This window comes from Pseudonocardia sp. TMWB2A (genome assembly GCF_017312135.1).
In genome coordinates, this window is sequence record NZ_QKQY01000002.1 from 3014837 (window position 1) to 3032678 (window position 17842).

Below are 17842 nucleotides of genomic sequence, written 5' to 3' on the forward strand. Positions count from 1 at the left end.
CCACCCGTGCCGTCGTCGCGGTGCTGTCGTCACCGTGTCGGGGAGGGGGATGCCGCCCGCGCGCCCGGCGTTTCAGCGACGACGGCGCCCGTCCCGGATTTCACCCGGACGGAGCAGGTCGGCGGGGCGGCGAGCCGGTCGTCGAGCACGCCGCGCAGCTGCTGCACCCGCCCGGTCAGCTCCCGCACCGCGCCGGCCCGCCGCTCCGCACGGGCGGTGGCGTCACGGCGGCGTCCGGCGTCGCGACGGTGCTCCTCGGCGACGGCCGCGCGCCGCTGCTCCAGCTCGGCGCGACGGGCGTCGAGCAGCTCGTCGACGGTCTGGTCGACCGTGGACCGCCAGGTCGCGACGGCCTGCTGTGCGGTCAGCACCATCTCGCCCGCGGCCGCTCCGACGACGTCGTTCACGCCCTTGGTCAGCGCGGTCCGGGTGTGCGCGGCCTCGGTCAGCCGTCGCTTGTGGACCAGGAACACCCCGGCGACGGCGACGCCGACGGCCACCGGTCCGGCGAACGCGAGCCCCACGCCCAGCCCTAGCAGGTGCGCCGAGGCGAAGCTGATGCTGCTCGCCATCATCACCGACGGCAGCCCGTCGGCGATCACGTCGACACCGCGCGCGGCCGGACCGTCGGTGACGCGGACCGCGCCGTCGGGGCGGGGCCGCCGGTCCAGCAGCCCGGTGTCGAGCCCGACCGGGGGCAGGCCGAGCCGCCGGACGTGCTCGGCCAGACCGGTGGCCGCGAGGTCACGGGTGTCGGCGGCGATCTCCTCCCAGGCCGCGGTGAGCGTGCCCTCCAGTGCCTCCGGGAGCCGGTCGCGGTAGCGGCGCAGCTCCCGCAGCGAGTGCAGCCCGGCGATCTCGATCTCGTACGCCCGGCGGTAGCCCTCCATCCGCACCCGGGCGCGGCGGGCCGCCTCCTGCCCGAGGAACTGCTGGTCGATGCCGCTGCGGCGCCGGGCCCGGCGCAGCTCGCGCAGCCGGTCGAGGTCGTCGTCGATGCCGGCGCGGCGCCGGTCGAGCGCGTCGTCGTCCCCCGAGCCGACGGCGGCCTCGTCGCGGGCGAGGTCGTCCAGCGCGCGGGCGACGCCCTCGACCAGGGTGAGGACGGCGGCGGCCCGGGCCACGCGTCGTCGCCGGGACCAGCTCCCCAGCAGCGCGGTGAGCGCGGGCAGCCCGCTGCGCTCGCGGCGGGCGCCGGCCCGGGCGTCGCGGCCGCGGGCGGCGAGGTCGTCGGCGGCCTCGGCCAGCGCGGCGCTCACCGGCACCCAGGGCGCCTGCTCCAGGCGGCGGGCGGTCGCGGCGTCGAGCCTGCCGTCGGCGACGGCGGCCGCGGTGAAGGTCGCGACCCGGGCCCGGTTCTCGGCCAGGAGCTCCGGCCAGGCCGCCGAGTCGTCGATCTTGGTGAGGACGAAGGCGACCGACGGCACCCGCGCGGCGGCCTCGGCGGCGAACTCCAGCTCGTGCCGCAGCACGGGCTGGTCCTGCGCGCCGACGCACAGCAGCAGCCCGTCCGCGGCGTGCAGCGCGGAGACGGTGATGTGCCGGTGGCCGAGGGTCAGGCTGTCCACGCCGGGGGTGTCGACCAGCCGCAGGCCCCGCAGCGGCTCCCGGGGCACGCCGACGACGACCTCGACCACCCCGGCCCGGTCGGCGCCGTCCACCGCGACGTGCGCGGCGACCCGGTCCGCCGCGACGACCGAGCGGACCGGCCGGCCCGCGTCGTCGCGGCGGGTGACGGTGACGGCCGGGGTGTCGGCGTACTCCAGGTGGACCCGGGTCCCGGTGGCGACGTCGGCGTCGACCGGCAGCAGGTCGCGGTGCCCGCCCAGCGCGTTGAGCAGCCTGCTCTTGCCGCGGTTCTGCGCCCCCGCGACGACGACGGTCAGCACGTCGTCCTTCCACCGCCCGGCCGCGGCGGCGAGCGCGTCGCGCCAGTCGGTCAGGCCGGCGTCGGCGGCCTCGGTGTGGGCGCGGTTGGCCAGGGTCAGCACCGCGGTGACGGTGTCGGCGGGGGCGGCGGTCACGGGGTCTCCCGGGGTCGGGGGCCTGCGATCCGGTCGTAGAGGTCGCAGACCGCGTGCAGGGTGGCCCGCTCGGGGCCGGGCAGGGGTGCGGCGGCCAGCCGTCGCAGCCGGGTGGCGAGGCCCGCGGCGGCGGCCCGGCGCTCGTCGGGGGTCGCGCCGCGCAGCCCGACCGCGCGGTGCGCGGTGCGGGAGCGGGCCAGCCGGGTCAGCGCGTCCCGGTCGTCCTGGGGCACCGACGGGTGCGCGGCCAGCGCCAGCAGGCGGCCCCGGTCCAGCGGTGAGCCGCCGGGCGCCGGTGCCGGGCCGGGCGCGGCGGGGCCGCCGAGGGAGTCGGCGATGGACTCCAGGACGGCGAGCACGTCACGGGCCCGCCGCCCCCCGACCGTCCGGCCCGCGGCGTCGGCCACCGCCCGCCAGCGCGCGGCCGCGGCCCGCGCCCGGGCCACGACCTCCCCGGCCCCGGCCGTCGGGGGCAGCCCCAGCTGGGCGGCGACGTCGTCCTCCCGGACCATCCGCATCAGCTCGTCGGTCATCGGTCCGTCCAGGAGCAGCTCCCCGCGGGCGACGGCGGCGCCGGCGGCGGGCAGGGCGAGTGCCCGCAGCTCGGTCGCGATCCGCCGGTCGGCGTCGACCACCCGGTGCAGCCCGGCGACGGCGGCCCGGTCCGCCGGGTGCCGCGCGGGCCGTGCGGCGAGGCGGCGGATCCGGGCCACCGCGGCGTGCGCGGTGAGCCGGTGCGCGTGCCGCCGGAACCGGTCGACGGCCGGGCCGAGCCCGTCGTCGTGACCGGAGGCGGCGAGCAGCGCGGCGTGCAGCGCGTCGGGCCCGGCGTCCGGCCGGGAGCGCAGCAGGTCGACCGCGACCCGGATCCCGTAGCGGTGCAGCCGGCCGGTCAGCGCAGCCCGGACCGGTGCGGGCAGGGCCGCGTCGAGGGCGGCCGCGGGCCCGTCGCCCAGGTCGGCGGCGAGGTCGGCGGCGCCGTGCCCGGTGAAGTCGTCGAGGTCCAGCAGGAGGTCGTCGAGCAGGTCGTCGTCGAGGGCGGCCAGCGCGCGCAGGCCGGTGAGCTCGGCGGGGCCCAGCAGCCGGCAGCGCGCGGTCTCGGCCAGCAGGCCCGACACCGGCGCGACGTCCAGGGCCACCCCGCGCAGCGCCGCCCGCGCCCGCCCGGCCACCCGGTGCGCGTCGGGCCAGGGGTCCCCGCCCGGGACCCGGTCGACGTGGCTGAGCACGGCGGCGGTGTCGACGGCGGTCATCCCGGCGGCCCCGGACAGCGCGCGGAACTCGGCGAGCACGTCGGCGTCGAAGCGCTGCAGGTGGCGCAGCACGTAGACGAGTGCCTGGGCGTGCCCGGCGGCGTCGTCGCCGAACAGCAGCCGCCGCGTGGCCTCCTCGGTCGCGGCACGGACGGTGTCGATGCCCGGGGTGTCGATCACGGTCAGCACCCGCAGCCGCGGGTCGTCGAGCAGGACGCGCACCCGCAGCACCTCGGCGACCGGGCAGCCGAGGTCCTCGGGCATCCGGCCGTCGACGAGCCGGCGCAGCACCGGGGCGCCGTGGCGCCGCTCGACGACCACCAGCCCGTCGTCGGGGCCGTAGGAGTACCAGGTGACGACCCGGGTGCACTCGCCCGCGTCGGCGGGGGCGACCGGGCGGCCGAGGATCGCGTTGATCAGCGTCGACTTCCCGGCGCCGACGGCCCCGGCGACGGCGAGCTGCAGCGGCCTGCCGAGCGTGTCGGCGATCCGGGTCAGCTCGGCGCGCAGGCCGGGGTCGTGGGCCCGACCGGCCGCGGTGCGGCACGCGGTCCGGAGGACGACGGCCGGGTCGGGCAGCCCGAGCAGCGCCCGGGTGTCGACGAGCGCGGTCGCGGTGGTCACGCCGCACCGTCCGGGGTCGCGTCGTCGGGCCCGGGCAGAGCCCCGCCCGGCAGCAGCGCCGCCAGCTCCGGCCGGTACGCGGCGGCGAAGGTCGTCGCGAACCGGTTCTCCTCGGTCGCCGGGTCGCCCGGCCCGACGGTGCCGAGCAGCAGTCGCCGCAGCTCACGGTCGTCGTTCAGGTCCATCTCGCGCTCCTCGACAGTCCGCTGCAAGTCGCTTGCAAGCCCGTGGTCCGACGGTGCAGCGGACACCACGGACGAGAGGCACCGACGATGACGACCACGACCGGCGCGACGACCCTGCTCCGCCCGCTGCACGCGGGTGACACCGCCGAGCTGCTGGAGCGGGCCCGGGCCGGCGACGAGCAGGCCTTCCGCGCGCTGTGGGCGCCCGCCCACCGCCAGGCCCACGCGCTGTGCCTGCGGCTGACCGGCAACCGGGCCGACGCCGACGACGCCCTGCAGGACACCCAGATCGCGGTGTGGCAGAACCTCGACCGCTTCGACGGCCGCTGCCCGTTCACCGCCTGGGTGCAGGCGATCGCGCGCAACGCCGCCCGGTCGGTCCTGCGGGCCCGGTCGCGCCGCCCCGAGCCGGTCGAGGACCTCGAACCGGTCGGCGGGGCCGTCGACCCGTTCGCCGGGGCGGTCACCGAGGTCGACGCCGTGCAGCGGGCGCTGGGCCTGCTGCCCGGGAAGCACCGCGAGGCCCTGCTCCTGCGGGCCGGCGACCTGTCCTACGAGCAGATCGCGGCCCTGATGGGGGCGACCCCGTCGAGCGTGCGGGTCTGGGTCCACCGGGGCAGGCTCCGGCTGGCGGCCGAGCTCGGGCGCTGAGCCCCGGCCGTGCGGACCGGGTGGCTCCCCGGTCCGCACGACCTGCGGTCCGCGGGTCACGCGACGGAGAAGATCCCGCTGCCGGTCCCGCCGGAGGTGACGACGTCGTCGGCGCTGCCGTCCCCGTCGCCGTCGACCGCGACGGTGGTGGTGTCGAAGACCCCGTCGCCGTCGGTGTCGGTGAACACCGCGGCGCTCTCCAGGTAGCCGTCGCCGTCGGTGTCGGTCCGGCCGGCGTCGAACACGCCGTCGCCGTCGGTGTCGCGGACCTCGGTGTCGGCGACGCCGTCGTAGTCGGTGTCGAGCACGCCGTAGTCGGCCGCGCCGTCGCCGTCGGTGTCGCTCGCGACCAGGTCGATCTCGCCGTCGCCGTCGGTGTCGGCGAGCACCGACTCCTGGTAGCCGTCGTGGTCCAGGTCGGCGGTCCGCACGTCGTCGACGGTGGCGGTGGTGTCGAAGTCGCTCATGGTGTTCCCCTCGTCCGTGGCCCGGTGGGCCTGTGCACGAGGGGACGCCGCGGGCGGCGGGTGCGTTTCACCCCGCTGTGGGGAACCCCGCCTGTGGGCCCCGGCACCGTGCGGGGACGCGGGCGGGGGAGCCCCGTCTACCCTGACCCCCGTGACGCAGTCCCAGGTGCCGGTCGATTCCGTCAAGCACGCCGAGGCCACTCCGGAGCAGCCGCAGCCCTTCCGGGAGCTGGGGCTCAAGGACGACGAGTACGCCCGTATCCGGGAGATCCTCGGCCGCCGGCCCACCGACGCCGAGCTGGCGATGTACTCGGTGATGTGGAGCGAGCACTGCTCCTACAAGTCCTCCAAGGTCCACCTGCGCTACTTCGGTGAGACCACCACCGACGAGATGCGCTCGACGATGCTCGCCGGTATCGGCGAGAACGCGGGCGTCGTGTCCGTCGGCGACGGCTGGGCGGTCACCTTCAAGGTCGAGTCGCACAACCACCCGTCCTACGTCGAGCCCTACCAGGGCGCGGCGACCGGTGTCGGCGGCATCGTCCGCGACATCATGGCGATGGGCGCGCGCCCGATCGCCGTCGGCGACCCGCTGCGCTTCGGCCCGCTCGACGCCGACGACACCGGCCGGGTGCTGCCCGGCATCGTCGCCGGTGTCGGCGGCTACGGAAACTGTCTCGGCCTGCCGAACGTCGCGGGCGAGGTCGTCTTCGACCCGTCCTACGCGGGGAACCCGCTGGTCAACGCCCTGTGCGTGGGAGCGCTGAAGACCGAGGACCTGCACCTCGCGTTCGCCTCCGGCACCGGCAACAAGATCATCCTGTTCGGTGCGACGACCGGCCTCGACGGCATCGGCGGCGTGTCCGTGCTGGCGTCGGAGACCTTCGACTCCGACAGCGGCGGCACCGGGCGGAAGAAGCTCCCGAGCGTCCAGGTCGGCGACCCGTTCACCGAGAAGGTCCTCATCGAGTGCTGCCTGGAGCTGTTCGCGGCCGGGCTCGTCGTCGGCATCCAGGACCTCGGCGGCGCCGGGCTGTCCTGCGCGACCTCCGAGCTCGCCTCCGCCGGTGACGGCGGCATGCACGTCGACCTCGACGCCGTCCCGCTGCGCGCCACCGGCATGACCGCCGCCGAGATCCTCTCCTCGGAGTCCCAGGAGCGGATGTGCGCGGTCGTGACCCCGGAGAACGTCGAGGCCTTCCTCGCCGTCTGCCGCAAGTGGGACACCATCGCCACCGTGATCGGCGAGGTCACCGACGGCGACCGCCTGGTGATCACCTCCCAGGGCGAGACCGTCGTCGACGTGCCGCCGCGCACGGTCGCCCACGAGGGCCCGGTCTACACCCGCCCGGTCGCCCGCGACGACGCGAAGCAGGACGCGCTGAACGCGGACTCCCCGGAGACGCTGCCCCGCCCGGAGACCCCGTCCGAGCTGCGCGCGGAGATCCTGCGGATGGCCGCTGCCCCGAACCTCGCGTCCCGCTCGTGGGTCACCGACCAGTACGACCGCTACGTGCGCGGCAACACCGTCGCCGCGCACGGCGCCGACTCCGGCGTCGTGCAGGTCGACGAGTCCACCGGCCGCGGCATCGCCGTCGCCACCGACTGCAACGCCCGCTTCGTGGCGCTCGACCCGTACGTCGGCGCGCAGCTCGCGCTGGCCGAGGCCTACCGCAACGTCGCGACCTCCGGCGCCGTGCCGCTCGCCGTCACCGACTGCCTGAACTTCGGCTCGCCGGAGGACCCGCACGTCATGTGGCAGTTCGAGCAGGCCGTGCGCGGTCTCGCCGACGGCTGCGCGGTGCTGGGCACCCCGGTCACCGGCGGCAACGTCAGCTTCTACAACCAGACCGGGACGACGGCGATCCTGCCGACCCCGGTCGTCGGCGTGCTCGGCGTGATCGACGACGTCACCACCGCGGTCCGGTCCGGGTTCGCCGGCGCCGACGGCGACACGGTCGTCCTGCTCGGCACGACCGCCGCCGAGTTCGGCGGGTCGGAGTGGGCGCACGAGGTGCACGGGCACCTCGGCGGACGGCCGCCCGCCGTCGACCTGGAGCACGAGCGGCGCCTCGCGCAGCTCCTCGCCGCCGCGGCCGCGGACCGGGCGCTGACCGGCAGCCACGACCTGTCCGACGGCGGCCTCGCCCAGGGCCTGGTCGAGGCCGCGCTCGCCGGGGGCCGGGGCGCCCGCGTCGACCTGGCCGGGGTGCACGAGGACTCGTTCACCGCGCTGTTCGCCGAGTCCGCCGGACGGGTGCTGGTCACCGTGCCCGCCGACGGCGCCGAGGCGTTCCTCGCCCGCGCCGCCGAGGCCGGTGTCCCGGCGCTGCAGCTCGGCGAGACCGGCGGCGACGTCCTCGACCTGGGTGACGCCCTCGGTACGCTGGCGCTCGACGAGCTGCGCGCCGCCTGGGAGGGCACGCTCCCGGCGCGGTTCGGCGCCGTCTCGGTCTGATGTCCGACGTCCTCCTGGACTGGGTCGACGACGGGGTCGAGCCGGACCGGGCGACACGGAAGTCGGCGGTGAAGACGTCGCTGGACGAGCTGGCCCGGCGCGCGCCGGGCCGCAGCGTCGAGGTGCGGGTCCCGCCGTTCGGCGCGGTGCAGTGCGTCGAGGGGCCGCGGCACACCCGCGGCACCCCGCCGAACGTCGTCGAGACCGACCCGCGGACCTGGATCGCGCTCGCCATCGGCCGCCTGACCTGGGACGACGCCGTCGCCGCCGGGCGGGTGTCGGCGTCCGGGTCGCGGGCGGGCGAGATCGCCGCGTTCCTGCCGCTCCGCACGCCGTGACCGGACGGGTGCGGTGTGCAACTCCGACGTGACCCCTGTCCCCGTACCTGGGGACACGTGATCTCGGGGCGTACAGTCGTCCCCTGGTCCCGGTACGCCGCCAGCCGAGGAGCGCCGCGTTGAGTTCCGTCCGGAACGAGCACGTCAGCCCTGAACGAACCCTCTCCCTCACCCCCGTCGCACTTCCTGCCCCCGAGCCCGACGAGCAAGGACCCCGCGAGGAATGCGGTGTGTTCGGCGTCTGGGCCCCCGGCGAGGACGTCGCGAAGATGACCTACTACGGCCTCTACGCGCTGCAGCACCGCGGCCAGGAGGCCGCAGGCATCGCCGTGTCCGACGGCCGCCGCACCGTGGTGTTCAAGGACCTCGGCCTGGTCAGCCAGGTGTTCGACGAGCAGACGCTGTCCTCGCTGCGCGGGCACCTCGCCGTCGGCCACTGCCGCTACTCGACGACCGGCGCGACGACCTGGGAGAACGCCCAGCCGACGTTCCGCACCACCGCCGCGGGCTCCGGCCTGGCGCTGGGCCACAACGGCAACCTGGTCAACACCGCCGAGCTGCGCGAGGACGTCGCGAAGCTGGAGAACCGCAAGCGGTCCGGGCTGCGCGCGACCACCGACTCCGACCTGCTCACCGAGCTGCTGGCCGCGGGCGCCGCGGACCTCGGCGTCTACGAGGCCGCGATGCGGCTGCTGCCGCGGCTGCGCGGCGCGTTCTCGCTGACCTTCGCCGACGAGAGCACCCTCTACGCCGCCCGCGACTCCCACGGCGTCCGCCCGCTGGTGCTGGGCCGCCTGGAGCGCGGCTGGGTCGTCGCGTCGGAGACGGCGGCGCTGGACATCGTCGGCGCCTCGTTCGTCCGTGAGGTCGAGCCGGGCGAGCTCATCGCGATCGACGCCGACGGCATCCGCAGCCAGCGCTTCGCCGCCCCGGAGCCGAAGGGCTGCGTGTTCGAGTACGTCTACCTGGCGCGCCCGGACACCACCATCTCCGGCCGTTCGGTCTACGACACCCGCGTCGAGATCGGCCGCCGCCTCGCCGAGGAGCACCCGGTCGAGGCCGACCTGGTCATCCCGGTCCCGGAGTCCGGCACCCCGGCCGCGATCGGCTACGCCCAGGGCTCCGGCATCCCCTACGGCCAGGGACTGGTGAAGAACGCCTACGTCGGGCGCACCTTCATCCAGCCCAGCCAGACCATCCGCCAGCTCGGCATCCGGCTGAAGCTGAACCCGCTGCGCAACGTCATCCGCGGCAAGCGCCTGGTCGTCGTCGACGACTCGATCGTCCGCGGCAACACCCAGCGCGCGCTGGTGCGGATGCTGCGCGAGGCCGGCGCCCTCGAGGTGCACGTGCGGATCGCCTCGCCGCCCGTGCGCTGGCCCTGCTTCTACGGCATCGACTTCGCCAGCCGGGCCGAGCTGATCGCCAACGGCGCCGACACCGAGGGCGTCCGACGCTCGATCGGCTCGGACAGCCTCGGCTACGTCTCGGTCGAGCAGATGGTCGCCGCCTCCGAGCAGCCGCGCTCGCGGCTGTGCTGCGCCTGCTTCGACGGGGAGTACCCGATCCCGCTGCCGGAGGAGGCCCAGCTCGGCAAGCACCTGCTGGAGGACGTCCCGGAGCCGACGGCGTCCGGTGCCGCCTCTGGCGATCTGGGGCCGTTGTCCGTCGGCTACGGTGCCGGGGAAGCGCTGACCCGCCCGTAGCGGCACCCGATCACGACCCCGTCCCGACCTGGAGAGACCACGCATGCCCTCGACCGAGCCCGGCCCCGCCAGCTACGCCTCCGCGGGGGTGGACATCGATGCGGGGGAGCAGGCGGTCGAGCGTTTTCGTCCGTTCGCCGAGAAGGCGACCCGGCCCGAGGTGCGCGGCGGCATCGGCGGTTTCGCCGGTCTGTTCGCGGCGAAGTTCGGCAAGTACTCCGAGCCGGTGCTGGCCGCCTCGACCGACGGCGTCGGCACCAAGGTCGCGATCGCGCAGGCGATGGACAAGCACGACACCATCGGCCAGGACCTCGTCGCGATGGTCGTCGACGACCTGGTCGTCTGCGGGGCCGAGCCGCTGTTCCTGCAGGACTACATCGCCATCGGCAAGATCGTCCCCGACCAGGTGGCGACGATCGTGCGCGGCATCGCCGAGGGCTGCCAGACCGCGGGCTGCGCGCTGCTCGGCGGCGAGACCGCCGAACACCCCGGGCTGATGGAGGAGGGCGCCTACGACCTCTCCGCCACCGGTGTCGGTGTCGTCGACGCCGAGAAGATGCTGCGGCCCGAGCGCGTCCGCCCCGGCGACGTGCTGGTCGCGCTCGGCTCCTCGGGGCTGCACTCCAACGGCTACTCCCTGGCCCGCCACGTGCTGCTCGACATCGCCCGGCTGCCGCTGGCCGGTGAGCTGGAGGAGTTCGACCACTCCCTCGGCGAGGAGCTGCTCGTCCCGACCCGGATCTACGCCAAGGACTGCCTGGCGATCACCGCCGAGACCGGCGTGCGGACGTTCTCCCACATCACCGGGGGCGGGCTGGCCCGCAACCTGGAGCGGGTGCTGCCCGAGGGCCTCGCGGCCACCGTGGAGCGCGGCTCCTGGACCCCGGCCCCGATCTTCAAGCTGATCCAGTCCCGCGGCCGGGTCGAGCGCGCGGAGATGGAGAAGACGTTCAACATGGGCGTCGGGATGGTCGCGGTGCTGCCGCCCGAGGACGTCGACCGCGCCCTCGCCGTCCTCACCGCCCGGCACGTGCCCGCCTGGATCCTGGGCGAGGTCGGCCGGATCGGCGACGTCGACGGTGCCGGTTCCGGCGAGCTCGGCGCCCGGGTGCAGCTGCGCGGGGAGCACCCCCGCTTCTGAGGCGGTCCCGCGCCGTCCGCTCTCACTCGAAGGAGTGGTGGAGCTCCGTGTCGTGCGACGCCGGCTGCCGGTTCCCGGCGCGGTGCGACTCGCGCAGCATCGGCGGGTGCAGCGCCGTCGCCGGGCCGCGGCGGAACAACCGGGGCGGACGCCCGCGGCCGCCGGTGACCAGCGTCGTCGTCGGTACGAGGAAGCCGTCGGTGGAGGTCACCTTGCGCTGGAAGTTGCGCGGGTCCAGGGAGGTCTCCCAGACGGCCTCGTAGACCCGGCGCAGGTCGGTCACCGTGAACTCGTCCGGGCAGAACGAGACGGCGAGCGTCGTGTACTCGAGCTTCGACTTCGCCCGCTCCACGCCGTCGGCGAGGATGCGCTGGTGGTCGAACGCCAGCGGCGGCACGTCGTCGACGGCGCACCACGCGGACGCGGCGGCCCCGCCGCCCGGCGTCGGCTCCGGCATGTCCGGCAGCAGCGCGAGGTAGCCGACGGACAGGACCCGGCCGCGGGGATCGCGGTCGGGTGCGGCGTAGCTCGCCAGCTGCTCGAGGTGCCCGCACACGGCACTGCCGGTGTCGGTCCCGGTCTCCTCGCCCAACCGCCGGCTGGCGGTGTGCACGAGGTCCTCCTCCGGGCGCACGAAACCACCGGGCAGGGCCCAGTGGCCGAGGAACGGGGGCTCGCCCCGTTCGATGAGCAGCACGTGCAGACGGTCCTGCCGCACGGTCAGCACGACGAGGTTGACGGCGACCGCGAACAGGTTGCCGCGCATCTGCTGAACACCTCGGACGTGACGGGATCGGTGACCAAGCCTCCCACAGGAGACAGGTCATGATCTTGCCCTATCCGACCGGCCGGGGGAAACCGCCCGGTACGACCGGTCCGACGAGCGAGCTCACCGGGTCGGCACGTGCCGCGGCGCCCGGGCCGTCGTGTCACGACGGGGGGCCGGGCGCCGGGGTGGCCGTCAACGGCGAGGGTCGTCGTCCTCGTCGTTGTACTTGGCGGCGAGGTCGTCGTACTCGCCGTAGTCGTCCTCGCGGCTGTCGGTAGTCACCGCCGTCGCGCTACCGATCTCCCGCTGCAAGGCGTCGAGATCCATAGAAGGGGAGCTGTACTTGAGCTCACGGGCCACCTTCGTCTGCTTGGCCTTGGCTCGTCCACGCCCCATGGCAGGTCCCCCTTACAACAGGGAAGGGGCGGCCGGTCATTGCGCACGACCCGGCGGCCCCTCTCGTCTCATCAATGTCGTGAAAACAACCGTACCCTGCTCACCCCGGAACATGCGACGCGGCACCGTCGTCGTCACAGGCGGACCCGGCCCCGGACCGGCGCGGGGCCCCCGGGTGTTCACCCGGCGGTCGCCCCACGGTGGTCCGGCCGGGCCGCGCGTCATCCGCGACGCGCGGCGCCACCCGTCCGTTCCCGGGCCGCGCGGCCCGGCGGCGGGGTGTCCGGGTCCGGCTCGTAGGAGTCCGGGTCGATCGTCGCGGAGGAGACCCGGTCGTCGACGCCTGCGGTCAGCTCGGCGTCCACCGGGACCGACCGCTTGAGCAGCGCGAGCGCCACCGGGCCCAGCTCGTGGTGCTGGACGACCGTGCCCACCCGGCCGACCGTGCGGCCGTCGCGCACCACCGGGTCGCCGGTGCGCGGCAGGTCCTCGTCGCCGGCGTCGAGCATCAGCAGCACCGTGCGCCGCGGCGGGCGCCCCAGGTTCGCGACCCGGGCGACGGTCTCCTGGCCCCGGTAGCAGCCCTTGGTGAGGTGCACGGCGGAGCCGATCCAGCCGACCTCGTGCGGGATGGTGCGGTCGTCGGTGTCGCGGTGCAGGCGCGGTGCGCGCGACTCCACCCGCAGCGCCTCGAACGCGATCGTCCCGGCGGCCCGCGCCCCGGCCGCGGTGAGGTCCGCCCAGCGGGCGTCCTTCGTCCCGCGGGGGACGACGACGTCCGCCGCGTCCCGGCCCGGCCACGGCATCCGTCGCACGAACCCGCCGTCCGGCAGGGCCGTGACGCCGTTCGGCGCATCGGGCACCGGCAGCCCCGCCGCGGCGAGCACGGCCGGGGTCTCGGGGCCGACGACCGACAGCACCGCCAGCTCGGCGGTGACGTCGCGCGGCTCGACCTTCGACCAGAACACCATCTTCGCCAGGTAGTCGAGCAGTGCCGCGCCCTCGCCGGGCTCGGTGTCGAGCCAGACCGTGTCCGCCGACGACGCGACGGCCATGTGGTGCAGCACCCGGCCCTGCGCGTCGAGCACCAGGGCCTCGGTGCCGGTGCCGGGCGGCAGCTCGCTGACGTGCTGGGTGAGCAGCAGGTGCAGCCAGGACAGCCGCTCCTCGCCGGTCACCGCCAGCACCTCGCGGTGCCCGCGGTCGACGACGGCGGCCGAGCGGGCCATCGCCCGCTGCTCGGCCGGCGGGTCGCCGTGGTGCGCGGCGACGACGTCGTCCGGGTCGGGGGTCGTGTCCCCGGCGTTGTCGGTGGTGTCGGGGTCCTGCTCGGATCCGGGAACGGTCACCGGTCTCCCTCCGCGCCCTCCTGGGGCGCCGTGTCGTCCTGCTCGGGGGCTCCGTCGGCGGAGTCCTCGTCGTCGTGCGCACAGTCGACGCACGTGCCGGACAGGGCCACGTGCGTCGCGTCCAGGTGGAAGCCCAGGTCGGCGAGCGTGCGACTCGCCACATCGGAGAGCAGCTCGGTCGGCGCCTCGTCCACCCGGCCGCAGTGGTGGCAGACGAGGTGGACGTGGCGGTGCTGGTGCTCGGAGTAGGTCGGCGCACCGTGCCCGAGATGGGCGTGCCGGACGACGCCGAGCTCCTCGAGCAGGTCCAGCGTCCGGTACACCGTCGTGATGTTCACCGCCGGTGCCGTCGCCTGGACCCGGCTGCACACCTGCTCGGGTGTCGCGTGCCCCAGCTCCCGGACCGCGTCCAGCACGAGCTGGCGTTGAGGGGTCATCCGGAGCCCACGCCGGTGCAACGTGCCCTTCAGTGTGCTGTCCACACCGCCGATGGTATTCGGTACGGCCCGGTAGGCTCGGGCCACGAGGACGGTGACCGCACATCGTGTCACGGAACCGTCCGTCGCGGGGCCCGCCACGCCGACGGACGACCGTTGCACGCTGCGTGGTTCGCCGCGACCCCGTCGTCGTGACTACCCTGACCGGCGAGGTCGCGCCGAACCGTCGGTCCGCCGATCTCGTACGTGCCCTCCGAGGGCACCCATGTCGACGACCTGAGGAGAGGCGATGACGGCAGACGGGGCGGACCGCCCGGGCGGTTCCCCGCGGTTCGACGTCGTTCTCCGCGGCTACGACCGTCGGCAGGTGGACGAGCACATCGTCCAGATGCAGCGGCTCATGGGCCGGATGCGCGCGGACATCGACGCACTGCGGAGCCGGCCGATGCCGCCGCCCATGCCGGTGCCGCCGCCCGGCGGGTTCGCCGCCGGTCCGGCCGGCGGGCCGCCGCGTCCGGCACCGCGTCCGGGGCCGCGTCCCGGCCCGGGGCCGTCGGACTCCGACCGGCACGGTGCCGTCGACAACTTCTCCGACCGCATGCAGGCGATCCTGCAGAAGGCCGAGGAGGAGGCGGAGGAGATCCGCAGCAAGGCCCGTGCCGACGCCGAGCGTGTCGTCACCGAGGCCCGCAAGCAGGTCGACCGCGCCCGCGCCGACGCCGACCGGGCCCGTGAGCAGGGCGACAAGCTCCGCACCGAGGTCGGGGAGCTGACCCGCCGTCGCGACGAGCTGCGCGCCGAGGTCGGGAAGGCCCCGGCCACCGGGGACAAGGCCCGCCACGAGATCTGGCCGGTCCCCGGCCCGGGGCAGAAGCCCGGCGGACCGTCCGGCGAGGCCGGGTCGTCCGACGACCGCTCCGCGAAGCCCGCCGCGGGTGACCGGCCCGGCACGGGTCAGCCCGGTGCGGCCAAGCCCGCCGGTCAGCCGGGCCCCGGACTGAAGCCCGCCGCGCAGTCCGGTGCCGGTGCCAAGCCCGCCCCGCAGTCCGGTGCCGGCGCCACGCCGGCCGCCGCTGCCGCCGGCACGGGTGCGGACGCCTCCGCGCGCCCGGGGCAGGCCGACGCCCGGCCCGGTCGTCCCGACCAGGGTCGCTCCGACCAGGCCCGTCCCGACTCCGCGGACCAGCGGTCCGGTCGTCCCGGGCCGCGCCCGGGTGCGCCGGAGCCGCAGCGTCCCGGTGCCCGGTCCGGCGCCGAGGAGCGCCCGGGGTCCGAGCAGCGTCCCGGTCAGAAGGACCAGGGCCCCGCGCGTCCGCAGGGCGCCCCGAACGGCCGCCCGCAGGCCCCCGCGGCCGGTGTCAACGGCGCCGGGGTGAACGGTGCCCGACCGGCCGCCGCCCAGGCGTCGCCGTCGGGCGATGCGGCACCCGCGCCGCGGCCCGGTCCGCGTCCGCAGCCGGGGCCCGCCCCGGCGCGCCAGGACTCCGGGTCCCAGTCCCGGCCCGACTCCGGTCCGGCCAAGCCCGGCACCGGTGGGGCGGGTACCGACCGTCCGGCCGGGGCACCGCAGCCCGCCCGGACGGACGCCTCGGGACCGCGTCCCGGCGGTACCGACGGGGACAAGGCCGCCGGCCCGCGCCCGGGTCCGCGGCCCGCACCGGGCCCGCGCCCGTCGCCGGCCCCCACCGGGCAGCAGGGCGGTGCCGAGCGCACCACCGCCGTCCGGCCCGGGGACGAGCCCGAACCCGCCGAGCTGTTCCGGCCCGCGTCGGAGTCCCGTCCGGTCGAGGCGGAGCCGAAGACGTCGGCCGTGCCGCGCCAGGACCCGCGTCCGACGCCCGGCGGCGACGCCGAGCGCACGGTCGCGGTCGGCGCCGTCCGCCGTTCCGGTGACACCCCAACGGATGGTTCGCAGAAGCCGCCGGCGGGGGAGAAGGGCACCGCGGCCGAGGGCGCGAAGGCCGACGCGGACCCGCCGACGACCGCGAACCCGGCCGCCGGGCGCGGCCCGGCGCGACCCGGTCCGGAGGGGGCCCGCAACGGCTCCGGCCAGGCCGGCCACGGTCAGAACGGTCGTAACGGTGCGTCGTCGGCGTCCGAGCCGTCGTCGCAGGGTGGCGAGAAGGGCAACGGCGCGACCCGCAACGGTTCCGGTGCGGCCACCGGTGACAAGGGCCGGACGGGCGCGGCGCAGCCGTCGACGGGGACGCGCAGCAGCTGAGGTTCCCCGCGCGGGGCCCGGGACCCCAATAAGGTCCGGGCCCATGCAGCTCGGCTCGTTCACGGTCCCGGTCCTGCCCCTCGTGGCGGTGCTGGGCGCGGGCGTGCTCGTGGTCCTGGTCCTGTGGGGTGTCTGGCGTGCGCGCCGCACCCCCGCGCCCGTGCCGCTGCCGCTCGAGCCCCCGCGCACGGCCGCGGACCCGCAGCCGTCCCATGCGGACTGGACCGGTGAGGCGGCCGGTGGCCCGGCCGACCCGCCGCGCCCGGCCCGTGCACGGACCGTCGCCGACGTGGTCGCCGAGCGCGGCGCGGACACCGGTCCGCTGCCGCGGGTGCCCGCGTACGCCGGCGCGGTCGTCGCCTCCGGTGCGGGGCGCCACGCCGCCCCCGACGACGACGGGGACGAGGGCTCGCTGGAGGCGCTGTTCGCCCCGGCCGACGAGCAGCCCGACGCGGCCACCCTCGCCCGGGGGCGCGCCCCGGAGGCGACGGCCGCCGTGTCGCTCGCCGCGGCGCCGTCGGTCCCGGGTGCCGCGCCGGGAACCGGAGCGTCGGGTGCCGCGGTGGAGCCGCTGCCCCGGCCCCGACCGACCCCGCGCCCCCGGTCGACCGGGCTGCGACGGGCCCGGGGCGCCGGGGCCGCCACGCGCGCCGGCTGCGCCACCGACGGCCCCGACGCCACCGACGGCACTGCGCGCGGCACGGCGGACGTGGAGCCCCTGTCCGCGACGACCCCGGCGGGCCCCCACGCCGCCACCGCTCCCGCCGACACCACCGGTCGGACGGACCCGGCCCCGACGGACACCGGCGGTACGGCCCGCGCCGACACCGCCGGCCCGGGCCGCGCCGCCGCCACACCCCTCGCCGCAGCCGCTGCCGGAACCGACGGCCCTGCCGGAACCGACCGCCCTGCCGGGGCCGACAGCACCCCAGCGACCGACAGCATCCCCGCGAACGACAGCGCCACCGGGACCGATGACGCTGCCGGGACCGGCAACGCCGTCCCGGCCGACGCCACCGCCCCGACCGACGCCACCGCAGCCCGGGACGCCGCGGGCACCCCCGGCGACCCGGCCACGCCGCCGGTCCCGGAGTGGCCTGTCGCGCGGCTGCGCATCGTCGACGACCTCACCGACGTCGTCGCGCCCGGCCCGGAGGCCACGCCCGCCGCGGCCGGGCAGACCCCGGCCACCGGGGACGACACCGTGCCCCCCGCCGCGGAACAGGCTCCGGCCGCCCGGAAGGACACCGCGCCCGGCCCGTTGCCGCCCTGGTCGGCCGAGCGCGCGGAACCGGCCGCGGAGGACCTCCCCGCGACGTCCGGGATCCCGGCGACGCCGCCCCCCGCGCCGACCCCGCCCACCGGGTCCGAAATCACGTCCCGGCCGACCCCCGAGCCGGTCTCCCGGGCCGTGCAGCAGGCCCTCGCGGCCCGCGCCGTGCAGCGGGCGCGCCTGCGCGCCACCGACGCCGTCGTCGACCCGCAACCCGACGTCCCCGGTGGCGAGCAGCAGGAGCTGCCGCTCGCCGTCGTCCCGACCGCGGGGGCACGCACCCCGGCGGCCGGCGACGCGAAGGACCGGCTGCTCGGGGTGCTCCTGGAGGACCCGGCCCGCGCCGTCGACGCGACCGAACGGCTCGACGACACCCGCGACCGCATCGCCGAGCTCGACGAGGTCCTGCGCCGCCGCCGCGACGACCTGGCCGGCGCCGTCCGGCACCTGCACGAGTGCGGGCTCGACCCGGCGCAGATCGGCCGGCTGTCCGGGATGGCCGTCGACGACGTCCGCACCATCCTCGACGGCGAGGACGCCGAGCGCTGAG

Annotated in this window: 15 protein-coding genes; 7 read left to right on the forward strand and 8 right to left on the reverse strand. The window is 76.5% G+C overall.

From position 1 onward, the window contains the following. Positions 1-29: 29 nt before the first annotated feature. From DMP17_RS29080 to DMP17_RS29090, 3 genes are read right to left on the reverse strand one after another with little or no spacing between them, the layout of a single operon-like run. Positions 30-2024, reverse strand: coding sequence for a dynamin family protein (locus DMP17_RS29080; RefSeq protein WP_337831163.1), 1995 nt, complete (start codon positions 2022-2024; stop codon positions 30-32). Then, on the reverse strand, positions 2021-3901 hold the full coding sequence (locus tag DMP17_RS29085) for a dynamin family protein (protein WP_226364697.1): 1881 nt from the start codon (positions 3899-3901) through the stop codon (positions 2021-2023). The genes DMP17_RS29080 and DMP17_RS29085 overlap by 4 nt, the downstream gene beginning before the upstream one ends. Next, positions 3898-4086, reverse strand: a complete 189-nt coding sequence (locus tag DMP17_RS29090; protein ID WP_337831164.1) for a hypothetical protein — start codon at positions 4084-4086, stop codon at positions 3898-3900. Before DMP17_RS29090 ends, DMP17_RS29085 begins: the two co-directional genes overlap by 4 nt. A gap of 87 nt (positions 4087-4173) precedes the next feature. Here DMP17_RS29090 and DMP17_RS29095 point away from each other — a divergent pair, with 87 nt between their 5' ends. Next, positions 4174-4737 carry an RNA polymerase sigma factor gene (locus tag DMP17_RS29095; RefSeq protein ID WP_226364695.1) on the forward strand — a complete coding sequence of 188 codons (564 nt, stop codon included), beginning with the start codon at positions 4174-4176 and terminating at the stop codon, positions 4735-4737. A 56-nt stretch (positions 4738-4793) separates the two neighbouring features. Here DMP17_RS29095 and DMP17_RS29100 read toward each other — a convergent pair whose 3' ends face one another. After that, positions 4794-5204: a hypothetical protein gene (locus tag DMP17_RS29100; protein ID WP_226364694.1), complete on the reverse strand. Its 411-nt coding sequence runs from the start codon at positions 5202-5204 to the stop codon at positions 4794-4796. Between the two features lie 151 nt (positions 5205-5355). Here DMP17_RS29100 and purL point away from each other — a divergent pair, with 151 nt between their 5' ends. The 4 genes from purL (at position 5356) to purM (ending at position 10847) form a co-directional block, all read left to right on the forward strand. Then, positions 5356-7662, forward strand: a complete 2307-nt coding sequence (purL, locus tag DMP17_RS29105; RefSeq protein ID WP_226354836.1) for a phosphoribosylformylglycinamidine synthase subunit PurL — start codon at positions 5356-5358, stop codon at positions 7660-7662. Further along, positions 7662-8000 (forward strand): sterol carrier family protein, encoded by a 339-nt coding sequence (locus DMP17_RS29110; RefSeq protein ID WP_226354837.1) that lies wholly within the window; start codon positions 7662-7664, stop codon positions 7998-8000. The genes purL and DMP17_RS29110 overlap by 1 nt, the downstream gene beginning before the upstream one ends. A 119-nt stretch (positions 8001-8119) precedes the next feature. Continuing rightward, positions 8120-9706 (forward strand): amidophosphoribosyltransferase, encoded by a 1587-nt coding sequence (gene purF / locus DMP17_RS29115; RefSeq protein ID WP_443217917.1) that lies wholly within the window; start codon positions 8120-8122, stop codon positions 9704-9706. Between the two features lie 43 nt (positions 9707-9749). Continuing rightward, on the forward strand, positions 9750-10847 hold the full coding sequence (purM, locus tag DMP17_RS29120; protein ID WP_073575834.1) for a phosphoribosylformylglycinamidine cyclo-ligase: 1098 nt from the start codon (positions 9750-9752) through the stop codon (positions 10845-10847). Between the two features lie 22 nt (positions 10848-10869). On the opposite strand, the gene DMP17_RS29125 is transcribed toward purM, so the two are convergent. The 4 genes from DMP17_RS29125 to DMP17_RS29140 all read right to left on the reverse strand — a co-directional run bounded on the left by DMP17_RS29125 (position 10870) and on the right by DMP17_RS29140 (position 13843). Further along, entirely contained in the window at positions 10870-11613 is a 744-nt protein-coding gene (locus DMP17_RS29125; RefSeq protein ID WP_337831166.1) for an NUDIX hydrolase, read from the reverse strand. 195 nt (positions 11614-11808) lie between these two features. Next, the gene (locus tag DMP17_RS29130) at positions 11809-12012 is read right to left on the reverse strand and encodes a DUF3073 domain-containing protein (RefSeq protein WP_062399683.1); all 204 of its coding nucleotides are present in this window, start codon (positions 12010-12012) and stop codon (positions 11809-11811) included. 221 nt (positions 12013-12233) lie between these two features. Next, positions 12234-13361, reverse strand: a complete 1128-nt coding sequence (ygfZ, locus tag DMP17_RS29135) for a CAF17-like 4Fe-4S cluster assembly/insertion protein YgfZ (RefSeq protein ID WP_337831167.1) — start codon at positions 13359-13361, stop codon at positions 12234-12236. After that, the gene (locus DMP17_RS29140) at positions 13358-13843 is read right to left on the reverse strand and encodes a Fur family transcriptional regulator (RefSeq protein WP_073575837.1); all 486 of its coding nucleotides are present in this window, start codon (positions 13841-13843) and stop codon (positions 13358-13360) included. Before DMP17_RS29140 ends, ygfZ begins: the two co-directional genes overlap by 4 nt. Positions 13844-14087: 244 nt before the next feature. Here DMP17_RS29140 and DMP17_RS29145 point away from each other — a divergent pair, with 244 nt between their 5' ends. Beyond that, on the forward strand, positions 14088-16019 hold the full coding sequence (locus DMP17_RS29145; RefSeq protein ID WP_337831168.1) for a hypothetical protein: 1932 nt from the start codon (positions 14088-14090) through the stop codon (positions 16017-16019). A 43-nt stretch (positions 16020-16062) separates the two neighbouring features. Next, complete coding sequence (locus DMP17_RS29150) at positions 16063-17841, forward strand: hypothetical protein (protein WP_337831169.1); 1779 nt, start codon at positions 16063-16065, stop codon at positions 17839-17841. Position 17842 lies beyond the last annotated feature (1 nt).